A 15,250-nucleotide genomic window follows, 5' to 3' on the forward strand; every position below is an offset into this window, starting at 1 on the left:
ATGGGAATTTCATGGGTCACTCAACAGCACACCCTTATCAATCGGACGCCGTGTGCATCGGCTTCGGCCCGGCGGGCATCGCACTGGCCTGCGCGTTCGAGGACGCGCGGGAAGACGAAAGCCCGCTGGCGAGCCTTTCCGTTCGTTTTCTTGAAGCCGCGGCGGACACTCAGTGGCATCGCGAACTGCTGCTGGCCGGGACGGATATCAATCACCATGTGTTTCGCGACCTGGTGACGCCGCGCAACCCGCGCAGCCGCTTTTCGTTCGCCATGTACTTGAAGAGCAAAGGCCGGATGTTCGATTTTGGCCTGCTGGGCCGACCTGCCAGCCGTCATGAATGGTCGGATTACGTGGCCTGGGTTTCGCAGCAGGTCGACAGCCACACTCACTTCAACGCTCAAGTAACCGAAATCGCTCCCGTTGTCAGGAACGGTCGTCTGTCTGAACTGAAAGTCCGCACGCCTGACGACTGCTTCACCACGCGTAACGTGGTGCTGTCGAGTGGCAGTGCGCCGCGTGTGCCGGCGATGTTTCAGTCGCTGATCGGGCCGACGCTGTTTCACACCTCGCAGTTCCTGACCCGCCTGCAAGCCTTCGGCGATCGATTGCCCACGCGCTGGCTGGTGCTGGGCTCGGGGCAGAGCGCCAGTGAATCGGTGATTGAGCTGGTGGCGCGGGACGCGGCAATCGAAGTGCATTCGGTGCATCGTTCGGCGGGCTTCAAGCTGACGCAACTGGGCCAGTTCCCCAATCGGGTATTCGCGCCTGACCACGTGGATTACTTCCACAGCCTCGGCCACGCGGCGCGGCACCGGTTTCTCGACTGGAGCCGTTCGACCAATTATGCAGGCATTGACCCGGATGAAAGCCAGAAGCTGTTTTCGCTGATTTACGAAGACGCCATCGCCGGTCGCAAACGCCTGCAGACCTATGGCTACAGTGTCGTCTCTTCAATCGAGCAGGGCGAAAACGGCTATCGGATTGAAATCACCGACACCTTCAGCCAGCGCATTCAGGCGCTGGAAGTCGACGCGGTGGTGCTGGGCACCGGTTACGAGCAGTACCTGATTCCGCCGTTGCTGAGCGGCTTGCAACCCTGGCTCAAGGCGGACCTGGATGGTGGCTTGCTGATCGACCGGGATTACCACGTGGCCATGGACGAAGACTGCGAGGTGAACATCTGGGTCAACGGCCTTTCCGAACGCAGCCATGGCATCAGCGACAGTCAGTCGTTCTCGCTCATGGCCCTGCGCGCCGAACGTATCGGGCATGCCCTGGTGCAGGCCGCCGGGCATTCGGCCGAAGCGCCGCTCATGGCACGGTGGAAGTGACCCTCATGTACGACTCTCTCTGCGACATCGTTCACGATCAGACCTTTCTGAAGGTTTCCGGCCTGGGCCCTGACTTCATTCTGAAAATGGAATCACTCAACCCGGCAGGGTCAATCAAGCTCAAGACTGCGGTCGGTTTGGTGGATGACCTGCAAGCACGCGGGCTGATAGGCCCGGACACGATTCTGATCGAATCCTCCTCGGGCAATCTGGGCGTTGCGCTGGCCATGCTCTGCGCCGAGCGCGGGATTCGTTTCACCTGCGTGGTCGACCCCAACAGTTCAAACCACAACATCCGCATGATGCGTACCTACGGCGCCGAGGTGATCCGCGTCGAGACGCCGGACGCCAATGGCGGCTTTCTGGGCACGCGCATCGCGCTGATCCGCGAAAAAGTCAGCAGCGACCCGCGTTACGTGTGGCTCAACCAGTACGAGAATGCCGCCAACCCGCGTGCCCATGCACGCACGACGGCGCGCTCGATCAGCCAGCACGTAGGACCGGTCGATTACCTGTTCGTCGGCGCAGGCACCACGGGCACGCTGATGGGCTGTCTCCAGCATTTCAAGCGTCATCACCCGACCACGAAAATCATTGCCGTGGACAGCGTCGGCTCGGTGACTTTCAACACACCGGCCAGCCGTCGTTACATTCCGGGTCTGGGCACCAGTCAGTGCCCGCCGATTTTCAACGCTGACGGCATTCATGCGCTGGAGATGGTGCCTGAATCACGTACGGTTGCCATGTGTCGAATTCTCGCGCGTACCAAAGGCCTGCTGGTCGGCGGTTCGACGGCCACGGTCGTGGCGGCGGTGCATGCCTGGCGTGAACGTATCGAGCCGGGAGCGGTGGTGGTCGCCTTGTCGCCTGACTGGGGCGAGCGCTACCTGGATACGCTCTACGACGACCAATGGGTCGAGCGGCATTTCGGCAGTGAAGTGCTGGGCATGACCCTGGCAGACTTGCCGATCATGGCGCACTGGACCACGTACCTGGCGGCCGAGCGCTTGCGTCAGGCGCCCTTTCATGTGGTCGACGGCGAGGTGGTTGCGCGCCTGCTGGCAGCCGACCCTCAGGCCTGCATCCGTGATGTGGAAAACGCCTATCTGGCTCACGAAGCAGGCCAGACCCTCAACCCCGACAGCTACTTCCTGCGTTTTCCCCAGGCACCGGCCAATCGCATCATTGCGTTGCCCGCCAGCCTGTGTGGAGAGCAGCCAGTCAGCGGCATCAAATGGATCTCCAGCTTTCCCGGCAATACCGAATCGGGCCTGCAACGGGCCTCGGCGGTGTTGATTCTCAACGATCCGCAGACCGGCTATGCCTTCGCCTGCCTGGAGGCGTCACGGATCAGTGCCCTGCGCACGGCAGCCTCGGCCGTCTTGGGCGCGCGCTGGATGAACCAGCAGAACAGGCATGTCGGACGGATGGCGTTCGTTGGCGCGGGGTTCATTGCGCGCAGCATTCTGGACATGTTTGTCAGCGATGGCTGGACGCTGGACACCGTGAGTGTTTTTGACCAGCACGCCGATTCGGCGCTGGCGCTGGTCCGTCACGCAACCCATCAGCACCAGTTGACCAGCGAACTGGCTGATCTGAGCAGCAGCCTGCAGGCCGATGTGGTGGTGTTCGCCACCACGGCGCCCAGTCCCTATGTACTGGACCCCGTGTTTAAGCCGGGGCAGTTGGTGTTGAACATCTCGTTGCGGGACCTTGGGCCTGAGGTCATTGCCTGTGCCAATAACATCCTGGACGACGTCGAGCATTGCCTGAAGGCGCAGACCTCACCGGACCTGGCGGTGCAGCAGTATCAGGATCGTTCGTTCATCACCGGCACGCTGGCGCAACTGATGACCGGGCAGGTGGAACTGAGCCCGGATCGGGCGTCGATCTTCTCGCCGTTTGGCCTGGGTGTGCTCGACCTGGCTGTGGGGCAAAGGATTTACGCGCAAGCCGTGGCCGAGGGCAGTGCGTTGCCGGTGCCGCGTTTCTTCTTCGAATCGAACCGATGGTGATGGGCATGCAGACACTTTCTCTTGACCGGGTTGATCTGCCTGCCCGGCAGCTCGAACCCCAGGTGCGTGCCGTTGCGATCATCGGGATAGGCTCGCGTGGCCTGAGCGTTCTGGAACAACTGATCGGCATGAGTCGCAAGGACGGTGCGAACCCTCTGCGCATCGAGGTGTTCGATCCTCGAACGCCTGGCAGCGGGCTGCACCTTGCCGAGCAGCCGGATTACCTGATGCTCAACACCATGGCGGGCCAGTTGTCGGCGTTCTCGTCGGCTTTTCCTGCCTGTGAGCCCGTCGGCTGGACGTTTCTGCAGTGGTGCCAGGTAAAGGCCATTCGTCTTGATGAGCGAGGACATATCAGCGCAGACGGGCAGGGCAGGCCGGTCGGGTTCGGTGACTTCGTGCCGCGCAAACTGCTGGGGCGCTATTTGCAGGACAGTTATCGGTATCTGTTGCAGCAATGTCCAGCGCACGTCCAGGTGCGTCATCACGCCGAGGCGGTGACGGGTTGTCGTGAGCGGGCGGCTGATGGCGGTTTTCGTGTGCAGACGGTGTATCGGGAGCTTGACGTCGAGGCGGTACTGCTGACCTGCGGCCACGCTGCGACGGGTGATGATGCACAGTCTGTCGGCGAGTCCGTATTGATCGAAGGGCTGGGCCTGACGGCGATGGACGCGCTGGCCGGGCTGACTCAGGGGCGCGGTGGGCGCTATGTACGTGTTCCGGGTTTGGCAGGCTGGCGTTACCTGCCTTCCGGGCGGGAGCCGAAGATAGCGCTGTATTCGCGTTCGGGCTTGCCGTTTCACGCCCGGCCTCAGTGGCATCCGTCTGTTCATGCTGCGCTGCCGAGAGTGTTCTTTACCGCTGACGCGCTTGTCGGCCTTCGTCAGCAAAGCGCGAACGGCCGGCTGGATTTCGAGCGTGATGTGCTGCCATTGATCGAGGACGAAATGCGGGCGGTGTTCTGGCAAGCCAGAGTCCGGCTCGACGCGCCTCGAAAACTACTGGCGGTACAGCAGGCATTAGGTGATGCCCGCGATCATGCGTCGCGAGAAATGCTGTTCAAGGCGCTGGCCGAGCAGTGGGGTGAGTTCCAGCCTCGGCAGTGGCTGACCACTGGCCGCTGGTGTGGCGATAACGATGCCTACGCGCAGTGGTTTGTGCAGTGGGTCGAGCGTGATCTGGCGATGAGCCGGCTGGGCACGATACACAGTCCGGTTCGTCAGGCGCTGGAGGTGTGGCGTGATTATCGGGACCTGTTGCGGGCGGTGGCTGATCGCAACGGGCTGACCGAAGGCTCGACCGCCTCGTTCTATGGTGAGTGGGCCGGGCTTTCCAATCGCCTGGTCGGCGGGCCGCAGAAAGAGCGCTACGAAGACCTGCTGGCGCTGATTCAGGCCGGTGTCGTGACCATTTTGCCGCCGATGGACGAGGCGTCCTGCTCACCCGTGCCGTTCGACACGCTGATTCGGGGGCGTGTTGCGCACAGCGGTCTGTCCGTCAGTCGCGACCCTCTGCTGAACGACTTGCTGCGCCAGGGCCTGATTCGCCCGGCTCATGCGTTCCCGGCTGATGGTATCGACACCGACCCGTCCGGCCGCGTGTTGCGCACCGACGGCAGTGCTCACTCACGGTTATGGGCGCTGGGGCCGGCCGTTGAAGGCTGCACCTTCTACAACCACTACGTCCCCACGCCAGACCCTGCCTGTCGCGCACTGATCGAGGCGCGACAGGTGGCCGAGGCATGCCTCGGTGCGCTTTCGGCAGCCATTTCGGCTGCCCTTCAATGACCTCTTTTTCAACCCTCTAAAAGGAATTGGTTACATGTACGAGATCACTTTGCTGACGGCGCTGGCCGGTGCTTTTATTGTCCTGATCATCAGCCCTGGCCCGAATTTTCTGGTCATCACCCAACTGTCGTTCAGTCAGTCGCGCCAGCAAGGCATCTGCGCCGGACTCGGCGTCGCCTCGGGCAGCATCCTTTGGGCGCTGCTGGCGGCTACCGGGTTGGGGTTGATTTTCCAGCAACTGCCTTGGTTGCAACCGGCCCTGCAACTGCTGGGCGGGGCTTACCTCACCTGGCTGGGCACCAAAAGCCTGCGTAACGCAGGCAGCCAGCCCAAACCCCGTGACATCGGCGCATTGGGCATCGGCAGCCTCTCGCGCGCCTATCGCTTCGGCCTGTTCACCAACCTCACCAATCCCAAGGCGCTGGCGTTCTACACCAGCGTGTTCACCACCGTGACAACGCCCGGCATGCCGATGTGGGTCCGCACGGCCGGGGTGTCGATCATTGCCATCCTGGCGATCTCCTGGTTCGTGCTGCTGGCGACGCTGTTCTCGATTCCTGCAGTACAGGCCCGTTATCAGCGGATGAAAAAAGTCATCGACATCGTGACCGGCCTTTTCATGATCGCCTTTGGCATTCGCTTGCTGATCGGTCTGTTGCCAGCCGGTTTGATTAACTGATTTCAAGGAGCACCATCATGTACAGCAACGACTGGCATTACCCGACTTCCATTCGCGCAGGCGCCGGACGCGCCGCTGAGCTGGCCGACGCCTGCCGGGTGACCGGCATCAAACGCCCCCTGTTGATCACCGACCAGTTTCTGGGCAGCACTGACATGATTCACAGCGCTGTAGAAGACTGCCGACAGCAATTGGGCCATTGCGGTCTGTTTGATCAAGTCAAGGGCAATCCCACCGGCACTAACGTTGCCGAGGGTCTGCGCGCCTACAAAGCGGGCGATCACGACGGTGTGATCGCCTTTGGTGGCGGTTCCGCGCTGGACGCCGCCAAGGCCGTGGCGCTGATGTCGGGGCAGACGCGGCCGCTGTGGGACTTCGAAGACATCGGCCAGAACCACCTGCGGGCCAATCCCTTGGGCATCGCACCGGTCATCGCCTTGCCGACCACCGCGGGCACCGGCTCGGAAGTGGGCAGGGCGTCGGTGATCACTGACGAACAGGCGCAGGTCAAACGCACCATCCTGCACATCCGCATGATGCCGCGCATCGCGATTCTGGACGCCAACCTGACGCTGGACCTGCCGACCCACCTGACCGCTGCAACCGGCGCCGATGCGCTGACCCATTGCATGGAATCCTGGTGCTCGCCGGTCTGGCACCCGATGGCCGAGGCTGTATCGGTCAAAGGCATGCAGATGATCAAGACTTACCTGCCTCGTGTGGTTGAAGACGGACAGGATCTGGACGCGCGCCAACAGATGCTGGTGGCGTCCAGCCTGGGCGCAGCGGCGTTTCAGCGGGGGCTGGGCGGTGTGCACGCGATCGCGCAAAGCCTGGGTGCGCTGTACGACCAGCATCACGGTTTGCTCAATGCCATTTTGCTGCCGTATGTACTGGAGGCCAATCGATCCGCGTTGTTGCCGCAAATGGACGACCTGGCCGTTTACCTGCGCCTGCCCAGGCCCGGCTTCAGCGGCGTAATGGAGTGGGTATTGAACCTGCGTGAGCTGATCGGCATACCGCACACGCTGGCTGCCATCGGTATCGATGATCGGGATGCCGAGCGGGTGGGTCGAATGGCGTTTGCCGATGGCTGTTCGCACACCAACCCGATTCGTCATTCGGCCGAGGTGTATGCCGGGATTTTCAGTCGGGCGGTAAGAGGGCAGTGAGTCATGGCGCAGGTGGATGAGCTGGCGGTTCAGCGTCTGGCCAGTGTCTGGCAAGGCTGGGTCGACTCGGGGCGCATCGTCGGCGGCGTGCTGTTGGTTGCGCAGGCGGGAGTGCTGCGTTACGTCAGCGCGCGGGGCTGGGCTGATCGTGAACGGCGAGTCGGCGTGACGCAAGACACGCGCTTTCGCCTGGCGTCGCTGACCAAGCTGCTGACGTCGGTTACGGTGCTGCGACTCTGCGAGCAGGGGATTTTGCATCTTGATGCGCCGGTCACGGAGGGGTTGCCAGCGTTTCGGCCCTGCCTGAGCACGGGTCGCGAGCCGGTCATCACCCTGCGCCATCTGCTGTCGCATACCTCAGGCTTGAGCTATGGCTTCGAGCAGCCGTGTGGCAACGCCTATGAGCGGGCAGGCGTGTCGGACGGGCTGGACCGTGTCGAGTTCGATCTTCAGGAAAATCTTATGCGACTGGCGAGACAGCCCTTGCTGTTCGAGCCAGGCAGCGCCTGGGGCTATTCGTTGGCGACCGATGTGTTAGGTGCTGTGATTGAGCAGAGCACGGGGCTGGCCTTGTCGCGGGTCATCGCCGAACAGGTCACCCATCCCTTGGGAATGGCCTCGACCTCGTTCAGGCAGGATCAGGGCCGCCTGGCCCGTGCCTACAAGGATGGCGCTGACGGTCCCGAACGTATTCGCGATAACGATGTGCTGGTGCTCGAAAGTGGACGGGCGCGGGTCTCGTCGGGTCGGGTCTACGATGCGCGAGCCTATGAATCGGGAGGCGCGGGGATGCTGGGGTCAGCCGGTGACTACCTGAAACTGCTGGAATGTCTGCGTCTGGGCGGCGCACCGTTGTTGAGCCTGCCCAACACCCTTGCGCTGCTGGGCAATGCCATCGGCGAGGTGACGCTCAAGGGCAAGGGGCCTGGCTGGACGTTCGGCCTGGGGCCGCTGATTCTCGATGACCCGCTGGCTGCCGGACAGCCACAGGGCGTCGGCACCTGGTCATGGTGTGGTCTGTATGGCAGCCATTACTGGGTCGATCCGGTGGCCGAAGTCAGTCTGGTGGTGCTCACCAATACCGCTGTGGCTGGCGCTTGGGGCGGGCTTGCGGATGCGCTGGTCGAGGCGGTGTATCGAGACGCTTCAAGTATTAGCCAGCGTGTTCTGAGCGGCCTTCCTGCGAAGGGTTCGTTCTGACCGTCACAACAGCGCCGCCGCTGACATTCGGTGTTTACCGCCAGGTATCACCCGCCAGTCAAGCCCGGGCAAACTGCTTGCGATAGCTGCTCGGGCTGATACCCACCAGGTTGCGAAAGTGCCGTCTGAACGACTCTTCTGAGCCGAAGCCGGTTCTGTCGACCACCTCGTTCAGGCGCAGCTTCGAAGACTCCAGCAGCTCCTTGGCGTACGCCACGCGCTCACCTAGCAGCCAGTCGTATGGCGTAAGGCCGGTGCTTTCCATGAAGGCGCGGTGCAACGTACGGGTGCTGACCGCTGCGCGCGACGCCATCTCCTTGATGGTATGGGGCCGATTGAGGTCGCTGCGAACCCAATCCATCAGGTTGGAAATCGGTCCATCACTGGCCGACACCAGTTGCCGCGAGGCGTATTGCGACTGTCCGCCTTCGCGATGGGGCGGAATCACCATGCGCTGCGCCACCATGTTGGCAACCCGAGAGCCATGATCGTGGCGAACCAGATGCAGCATCATGTCCAGCCCGGCAGCAGAACCTGCCGATGTCACGATATTGCCTTCATCCACATACAGCTCGTTGGGCTGGATACTCAGGTCGGGGTACATGCTGGCCAGCAGTTCGGTGAAACGCCAGTGCGTGGTCACCTTATGCCCGTCCAGCAAACCCGCCGCCGCCAGCACGAACGCTCCGGTGCAGATCGAGCAGATACGCGCGCCGCGGGCGTGGGCGGCCTGAAGCTGTTCGATCAGACGCTGCGGCACCTGCGATTCGACCCCGCGCCAGCCTGGCACGATGATGGTGTCGGCGTTTTCCAGCAGCACTTCACCGGGCGTCGGCACAATGGTTATGCCTCCGGCAGCGGTGATGGGGCCGTCATCGACCGGAAAGGTCGCGAACTCATACCAGTTCACGCCAAGTTCGGGCCTTTTGAGGGCAAAAACCTCAACCGTGCAGCCAAATTCGAAGGTGCAGAGCTGGTTATAGATGAGGGCAACGACGAGATGATTTTTCATGGCGCGATGTTACCGAATATTGGCATTTCGGACAGTGGTTCGGCCTGATGCTACTGGTTAATCTGCAGTCTGTCACTCAGGTGAATCGTTAACACTGCAAGTGGTCCGGCAAGCGGACCCAGGAGCCATTCCGTGTCACTCAATATTGGTATCTACGTCTATGATGACGTCGAAGTTCTCGACTTCGCTGGCCCCTATGAAGTATTCACCACCGCAACACGCATGCACGCCCGCAACAGCCGTGATGACAAGCCGTTGTTCAATGTATTCACCATTGGCCGCAGTACGGCGTCTGTTCGTGCCCGCGCGGGGCTCAAGGTTGATCCGGACTTCTCGATCAACGAGCATCCAGCCATGGATTGCCTGATCGTCCCCGGTGGTGTGGTCAATGCAGAGCTTGAGAAGCCCGACGTCATTCGCTGGATCAGCGATCAGTCCGAGCCTGGCCGAGTGGTTGCCGCAGTGTGCACCGGTGCCTTCATGCTCGCCAAGACCGGCAAGCTGGCGGGTAAACAAGTCACCACGCATTGGGAAGACATCGCGGACCTCAAGGAAATGTTCCCTTCGGTGGATGTACTCAGCACGCTGCGCTGGGTTGATGAAGGGTCGTTCGTGACCTCGGCCGGTATTTCCGCAGGCATCGACATGAGCCTGCACCTGGTCGAGCGCCTGCACAGTCGTGAACTGGCCGAGCGTACTGCGCTGCAGCTGGATTTTGACTGGACCGAAAACGACTGATTGCATTTGCAACGCCATCTGCGACTTGTGCAGCGGTCTGGAAAACATCGGCGCTGATTATCCCGGGTGCGTGACACGAACACCGTCACACCCGCGATTGCGCTGATCAGGTGCGCGGACTGACGCGCTGCAGGGCCATTTCCAGAAAATCCAGCAGTTGCATACACCCCCGACTGACCGATCTCTTTGTGCTGCCGATAAAAGGGCATGAAGGCGTGGCAGCGGGGGTTCTTGTATTCCGACTCTCCCCCTGTCTGCGACAGGTCGCGCCCACTATCGCAATATCCAGAGTGCAGGACACATGAAAACCCATTTCTTCAAAATCGTTCAAACCGTCGCCCAGCACGGTTCGTTCTCGGAGGCGGCGGCTATTCTGGGCTGTAGCCAGTCCAACATCAGTTACGCGATCAAGGAAGTCGAGGATTTCTTTGAGAAGCGCCTGTTCATTCGCAGCCGTTCAGGTTGCACGCTCACCCCGGACGGCAAGATCATCTCCCAGACCCTGAGCAGCGTCATGGCCACGCTTGAGCAACTAAAAAAAATGGGGTCAGTGGCAGTGTCACCATTCACTATCACACGCATATCCTCGAAACCAGCCTGACGACCTCGCTGGATTTTATCGCCCGTCACTACCCGGACATTCACCTGAACGTGCTGTACAGCAGCGATCAGAGTCCATCACTCGAACCCTTGAGAAAAGAAACCGCGGACATTCTTATTCTGCCCAGTACGGTGCTGGGCGAGCATTATCTGGAGCATCATCACTGGTCGGACCATTATGTGCTGGTGACCGCCAAGGCCAGACACATGACGCCAAACACGTTCACCGAACTCTCACAATCCTCGCGCTACGTCGCCTGGCGGCACCCGGGCGTGGACCGGCTGCATCAACAACTGGCGTCCGCGCAGGTTAGGCTCAGCCATCGCGGTGAACTCAGTTGCCTGGAAACCCTGCTGGACCTGGTCGCCAGGCAGCACTGTGTCTCGATTCTGCCCAGCACCTTGCTCAATGGACATTTGCGAGAGCTGGAGCAAGTGCCGCTGCCGGCAACGATCATGCGCCACATCAGTGTCGTGGCGCGCCCGACCTCGCTGCTGTCCAACGCGGCCAATGCGGTGATCCAGGCATTGAAGAAACCGCGAGTGCTGGCGGTTCAGCGTTACTGAGCAAATACGAGGCCGCGATTCTTCATTCGTGGCGAGAAAGCACTGCGGCAGAGAGATCAGGGCGTCTGCCGATGCAACGAATTGCCCCCGCAAGGCTCATACCCATAGGTAAAACATTCGGGACGCTTGTTCGCAAGCGTCCAACGCCGCCGATTCGAGAGGAAGACTGGACGCTATGACGATACCGGACAAGCAGTACGTGGACTGGCTGGTCGAGCAATCGATGCTGAACGCTGCAAGGCAGCGCGCCAAGACCTACTCGGGGCAGGGCCGTCTCTGGCAGCGGCCGTTCGCGCAGGCCCGGCCAAGGGATGCATCGGCCATCTCGTCGGTCTGGTTCACCGCGTACCCCGCCTCGATCGTTACGCGCGAAGGCTGTTCGGTGCTTGAGGCATTGGGTGACGAGACGCTATGGCACGCACTGTCTGAAATTGGCATTCAGGGCATTCACAATGGCCCGTTGAAGCTGTCCGGCGGTTTGCAGGGCCGCACGCGCACGCCGAGCATTGACGGTAACTTCGACCGCATCAGTTTCGGCATCGATCCTGAACTGGGCACTGATGCCCAGCTGTTGAGCCTGACGCGTATCGCGGCTGCGCATAACTCGATCATCATCGACGACGTGATTCCGTCTCACACCGGCAAGGGCGCTGACTTCAGGCTCGCCGAGCTGGCATACGAGGATTACCCGGGCCTCTACCACATGGTCGAGATTCGCGAAGAGGACTGGCAGCTGCTGCCTGATGTTCCGGCGGGCCGCGATGCGGTCAACCTGATGCCCGATGTGGTCGATCAACTGCGTGACAAGCACTACATCGTCGGTCAATTGCAGCGCGTGATCTTCTTCGAGCCCGGCGTCAAGGAGACCGACTGGAGCGCCACCGACGTGGTGCAAGGCGTCGACGGCAAGGCCCGTCGCTGGGTATACCTGCACTACTTCAAGGAAGGCCAGCCTTCGTTGAACTGGCTGGACCCAAGCTTTGCAGCGCAACAAATGATCATCGGTGACGCCTTGCACGCCATCGACGTATCGGGCGCCCGCGTTCTGCGTCTGGATGCCAACGGCTTTCTGGGTGTGGAACGTCGCGCCGAGGGCACGGCCTGGTCGGAAGGTCATCCCTTGTCGATCACGGGCAACCAGTTGCTGGCCGGCGCTATTCGCAAGGCGGGTGGCTTCAGCTTTCAGGAACTGAACCTGACGCTGGACGATATCGCAGCCATGGGCAATGGCGGCGCGGACCTGTCCTACGACTTCATCACGCGACCGGCCTACCAGCATGCGCTGTTGACCGGTACGACCGAGTTTCTGCGTTTGATGCTACGTCAGGTTCACGCGTTCGGCATCGACCCGGCATCGCTGATCCATGCACTGCAGAATCACGACGAGCTGACGCTGGAACTGGTGCATTTCTGGACGTTGCACGCTCACGACACCTATCACTATCAAGGGCAGACCTTCCCCGGCAACATCCTGCGCGAGCATATCCGCGAGGAAATGTACGAGCGGCTGACCGGCGAGCATGCGCCCTACAACCTGAAATTTGTCACCAATGGCGTGTCCTGTACCACCGCGAGCATCATCACAGCCGCGCTGGGCATTCGCGACCTGAGCACGATCACTGACGCGGATATCCAGCAGATCCAGCACATTCACCTGCTGTTGGTGATGTACAACGCCATGCAGCCTGGCGTGTTTGCCTTGTCTGGCTGGGATCTGGTGGGCGCACTCACGCTGCCTGCCGAGCAGGTTCAACACTTGATGCTGGATGGCGACACCCGCTGGATCCATCGCGGTGCCTATGATCTGGCAGACCTTGACCCCGACGCTGAAGTGTCTGAAGGCGGCATGCCGCGCGCCAGATCCTTGTACGGCAGCCTGGTCAGCCAGTTGAAGCGTCCTGACTCTTTCGCCTCGCAGTTGAAAAAGATCCTGGCCGTGCGCCGCGCGTACGATATCGCTGCCAGCCGTCAGATCATGATCCCTGACGTTCAGCATCCGGGTCTGCTGGTCATGGTGCATGAGCTGCCAGCCGGCAAGGGCACTCAGATCACGGCGCTCAACTTCAGCAGCGAGACGATTGTGGAGACCCTCCATCTGCCGGACATCGCACCGGGTCCTGTGGTGGACATCATCAACGAACGCGTGGAAGGCGATCTGACCGAACAGGGTGATTTCACGATCACGCTGGATGCCTATGAAGGGCTGGCATTGCGTGTCGTGAGCACGCTGCCGATGATCTAGCGTCCGAAGGAGCGGTCATTCCCGTGCTGTCACTTGGGAAGGCCGCTCAGGCGTTGCGCGTCCATCCTCAAGTACTCTGGTGTTTCTTCAAGCGGTAGGCGAACTGCGCACGGCTGAGCCCCAACAGCCGTGAGGCGGCCGCCAGATTTCCCTGACTCTTGTCCAGTGCCTCATTGATCAGGCGCTGTTCAAGGTCGTCTATGGAAAAACCTTCCCTTTGCCCCAGCGTTTCCAGCAGCGTCAAGGCGGGTTCCACAGGGGCCTCGACTGGCGAGCCCAGTGACAATCCACCCTGATGGTTCAGTGAATACGATTCGACCGGCATCGGTTCATTACGAAAGATGTGAATCAGGTCAATGGCCTGGCCTTCCTCGCTGGCGATCAGGCCGCGTTCGATCAGGTTCTGCAGTTCACGCACGTTGCCTGGAAAGTCATAACGCAGCAAGGTCTTGAGCGCGCGCATGGTCAGGCCGGTCGGGGAGCGTTCGTATTCGGCACAGAAGCGCTTGAGGAATGCGTTGATGAGCAGCGGAATATCGTCCCGACGCTCACGCAACGGGGGCAGGGCGATGGGGTAGACGTTCAGGCGGTAGAACAGGTCTTCACGGAAATCGCCATTCGCCACGGCCTGGCGCAAATCAACGTTGGTCGCCGCCACCACGCGTACATTTACCTTGATGCCATGACCGCCGCCGACCCGTTCTATCTCTCGCTCCTGCAGGGCGCGCAGCAGCTTGCTTTGCCCCGACAGACTGAGGCAGGTGATTTCATCCAGAAACAGCGTGCCGTCGTTGGCCCGCTCGAAGCGGCCGGGGCGTGAATGGGTGGCTCCAGTATAGGCGCCTCGCTCGACGCCGAACAGTTCGGCTTCGATGAGGTTGTCCGGGATCGCTGCGCAGTTGAGTGCCACGAACGGTCCGTCCCGGTGGCGACTGAGCTGGTGCAACTGGCGGGCGAACATTTCCTTGCCGACGCCGGATTCGCCGCTGATCAGAACGGTCGCAGGTGTCATGGCGACGCGATGCAAGGCCTGGGTGGCAGCGTTGAAGGAGGCGCTGGCACCAATCAGCGGCTGCTCGGTCACGGCAGGTGTTCCTTGCGGGAGTGGTGCCGCAGCCGGTGCTACCGGGTGATGAGCCGAAGCACACTTTGCTGCGCTCAGGTAACCCAGGTCCTGCTCGACATCTCCCCATTGTTCGGCGGTCTTGCCGACCACTCTGCAACAGCTGTGGCCCATGCCACGGCATTCCACCTCACGAAAAATCACCATTTGCCCGAACAGGCCGCTGACGAAACCGATGGCATAACCGGTCTCGGTCCAGCACACCGGATCCTGGCTGTTGCCATAGGCGGCCAGATGCTCGTCAGCCTCGCACGAGTGGTGCCAGAGAAACTCTCCTTCATAGAATCCCGATTCAGCGTCGAACTTGAAATGCAGCGGCTCCACCTTGGTCATGCCCTCCAGCGTGTGCAAATGCGTTCCGGCGCGAAACACGGCAGTGGCGTCGGCGTTGGGCCAGCGTTCGCGGATCAGCCGTGCATCGCGTGCGCCTGACAGGTAACCGGCACGCGTGAACATGCCGCGTGCCTGCTCGACACCCTGACGTTCGATGATCTCGCGGCGCAATGTGCCGAATGATGAGCAGTGCAGCAGGAGCATGCGCTGGTCGTTGAGCCAGATACGCCCGTCATCCGGAGAAAAGAACAGGCAGCCGGTCAGCTCCTCCGGGGTTGGTGACTGACTGGCGCTTGCCTGGGAACTGTCGCCACGTGGGGCGTATTGCGAAGGGGTGCCAGGGTGGCCGGGAAGCTGATCGGGAAGGTGGCGGTGACGATCATTCATGGCGTTGCCCCGGGCCTGCGGTTATCGAAATGATAACGGGATGAAAAAGTTATTAAGCATA

Annotated in this window: 12 protein-coding genes; 10 read left to right on the plus strand and 2 right to left on the minus strand. The window is 61.2% G+C overall.

The window, feature by feature from the left end; translation table 11 throughout:
* Nucleotides 1–11 precede the first annotated feature (11 nt).
* Genes BUB69_RS20265 through BUB69_RS20290 form a run of 6 tightly spaced genes read left to right on the plus strand, consistent with a single transcriptional unit; the run spans nucleotide 12 to nucleotide 8,187 of the window.
* Nucleotides 12–1,334: a SidA/IucD/PvdA family monooxygenase gene (locus BUB69_RS20265; RefSeq protein WP_073169848.1), complete on the plus strand. Its 1,323-nt coding sequence runs from the start codon at nucleotides 12–14 to the stop codon at nucleotides 1,332–1,334.
* A gap of 5 nt (nucleotides 1,335–1,339) precedes the next feature.
* The gene (gene sbnB / locus BUB69_RS20270; protein ID WP_073169850.1) at nucleotides 1,340–3,349 is read left to right on the plus strand and encodes a 2,3-diaminopropionate biosynthesis protein SbnB; all 2,010 of its coding nucleotides are present in this window, start codon (nucleotides 1,340–1,342) and stop codon (nucleotides 3,347–3,349) included.
* 5 nt (nucleotides 3,350–3,354) lie between these two features.
* A complete protein-coding gene (locus BUB69_RS20275; RefSeq protein WP_175561804.1) occupies nucleotides 3,355–5,136 on the plus strand; it encodes an FAD/NAD(P)-binding protein in 1,782 nt (593 codons plus the stop codon).
* A gap of 34 nt (nucleotides 5,137–5,170) precedes the next feature.
* Complete coding sequence (locus BUB69_RS20280) at nucleotides 5,171–5,815, plus strand: LysE family transporter (protein WP_073169852.1); 645 nt, start codon at nucleotides 5,171–5,173, stop codon at nucleotides 5,813–5,815.
* 17 nt (nucleotides 5,816–5,832) lie between these two features.
* Nucleotides 5,833–6,987 carry an iron-containing alcohol dehydrogenase gene (locus BUB69_RS20285; RefSeq protein ID WP_073169854.1) on the plus strand — a complete coding sequence of 385 codons (1,155 nt, stop codon included), beginning with the start codon at nucleotides 5,833–5,835 and terminating at the stop codon, nucleotides 6,985–6,987.
* 3 nt (nucleotides 6,988–6,990) lie between these two features.
* Nucleotides 6,991–8,187, plus strand: a complete 1,197-nt coding sequence (locus BUB69_RS20290; protein ID WP_073169855.1) for a serine hydrolase domain-containing protein — start codon at nucleotides 6,991–6,993, stop codon at nucleotides 8,185–8,187.
* A 58-nt stretch (nucleotides 8,188–8,245) separates the two neighbouring features.
* Here the strand turns inward: BUB69_RS20290 and ftrA are convergent, their stop codons facing one another.
* A complete protein-coding gene (gene ftrA / locus BUB69_RS20295; RefSeq protein ID WP_073169857.1) occupies nucleotides 8,246–9,199 on the minus strand; it encodes a transcriptional regulator FtrA in 954 nt (317 codons plus the stop codon).
* Between the two features lie 132 nt (nucleotides 9,200–9,331).
* On the opposite strand from ftrA, the gene BUB69_RS20300 reads away from it, so the two are divergent.
* The 4 genes from BUB69_RS20300 to treS all read left to right on the plus strand — a co-directional run bounded on the left by BUB69_RS20300 (nucleotide 9,332) and on the right by treS (nucleotide 13,346).
* Nucleotides 9,332–9,937, plus strand: coding sequence for a DJ-1/PfpI family protein (locus BUB69_RS20300; protein WP_073169859.1), 606 nt, complete (start codon nucleotides 9,332–9,334; stop codon nucleotides 9,935–9,937).
* 301 nt (nucleotides 9,938–10,238) lie between these two features.
* Nucleotides 10,239–10,538 (plus strand): helix-turn-helix domain-containing protein, encoded by a 300-nt coding sequence (locus BUB69_RS20305; protein ID WP_073169861.1) that lies wholly within the window; start codon nucleotides 10,239–10,241, stop codon nucleotides 10,536–10,538.
* Nucleotides 10,535–11,104, plus strand: coding sequence for a LysR family transcriptional regulator substrate-binding protein (locus BUB69_RS20310; RefSeq protein ID WP_240033420.1), 570 nt, complete (start codon nucleotides 10,535–10,537; stop codon nucleotides 11,102–11,104). The genes BUB69_RS20305 and BUB69_RS20310 overlap by 4 nt, the downstream gene beginning before the upstream one ends.
* A 175-nt stretch (nucleotides 11,105–11,279) precedes the next feature.
* Nucleotides 11,280–13,346 carry a maltose alpha-D-glucosyltransferase gene (gene treS, locus BUB69_RS20315; protein WP_073169864.1) on the plus strand — a complete coding sequence of 689 codons (2,067 nt, stop codon included), beginning with the start codon at nucleotides 11,280–11,282 and terminating at the stop codon, nucleotides 13,344–13,346.
* A gap of 67 nt (nucleotides 13,347–13,413) precedes the next feature.
* Here the strand turns inward: treS and BUB69_RS20320 are convergent, their stop codons facing one another.
* Nucleotides 13,414–15,189, minus strand: a complete 1,776-nt coding sequence (locus tag BUB69_RS20320) for a sigma-54-dependent Fis family transcriptional regulator (protein WP_073169866.1) — start codon at nucleotides 15,187–15,189, stop codon at nucleotides 13,414–13,416.
* Nucleotides 15,190–15,250 lie beyond the last annotated feature (61 nt).

The sequence above is a fragment of the Pseudomonas asturiensis genome, assembly GCF_900143095.1.
In the GTDB taxonomy this organism is placed as follows: domain Bacteria; phylum Pseudomonadota; class Gammaproteobacteria; order Pseudomonadales; family Pseudomonadaceae; genus Aquipseudomonas; species Aquipseudomonas asturiensis.

Bases quoted from the DNA above. Each gene is read 5' to 3' on its own strand.
- treS (WP_073169864.1), top strand. From the start codon at position 11,280: ATGACGATACCGGACAAGCAGTACGTGGACTGGCTGGTCGAGCAATCG.
- BUB69_RS20275 (WP_175561804.1), top strand. From the start codon at position 3,355: ATGCAGACACTTTCTCTTGACCGGGTTGATCTGCCTGCCCGGCAGCTC.
- BUB69_RS20305 (WP_073169861.1), top strand. From the start codon at position 10,239: ATGAAAACCCATTTCTTCAAAATCGTTCAAACCGTCGCCCAGCACGGT.
- BUB69_RS20290 (WP_073169855.1), top strand. From the start codon at position 6,991: ATGGCGCAGGTGGATGAGCTGGCGGTTCAGCGTCTGGCCAGTGTCTGG.
- BUB69_RS20285 (WP_073169854.1), top strand. From the start codon at position 5,833: ATGTACAGCAACGACTGGCATTACCCGACTTCCATTCGCGCAGGCGCC.
- ftrA (WP_073169857.1), bottom strand. From the start codon at position 9,199: ATGAAAAATCATCTCGTCGTTGCCCTCATCTATAACCAGCTCTGCACC.
- BUB69_RS20280 (WP_073169852.1), top strand. From the start codon at position 5,171: ATGTACGAGATCACTTTGCTGACGGCGCTGGCCGGTGCTTTTATTGTC.
- sbnB (WP_073169850.1), top strand. From the start codon at position 1,340: ATGTACGACTCTCTCTGCGACATCGTTCACGATCAGACCTTTCTGAAG.
- BUB69_RS20265 (WP_073169848.1), top strand. From the start codon at position 12: ATGGGTCACTCAACAGCACACCCTTATCAATCGGACGCCGTGTGCATC.
- BUB69_RS20320 (WP_073169866.1), bottom strand. From the start codon at position 15,189: ATGAATGATCGTCACCGCCACCTTCCCGATCAGCTTCCCGGCCACCCT.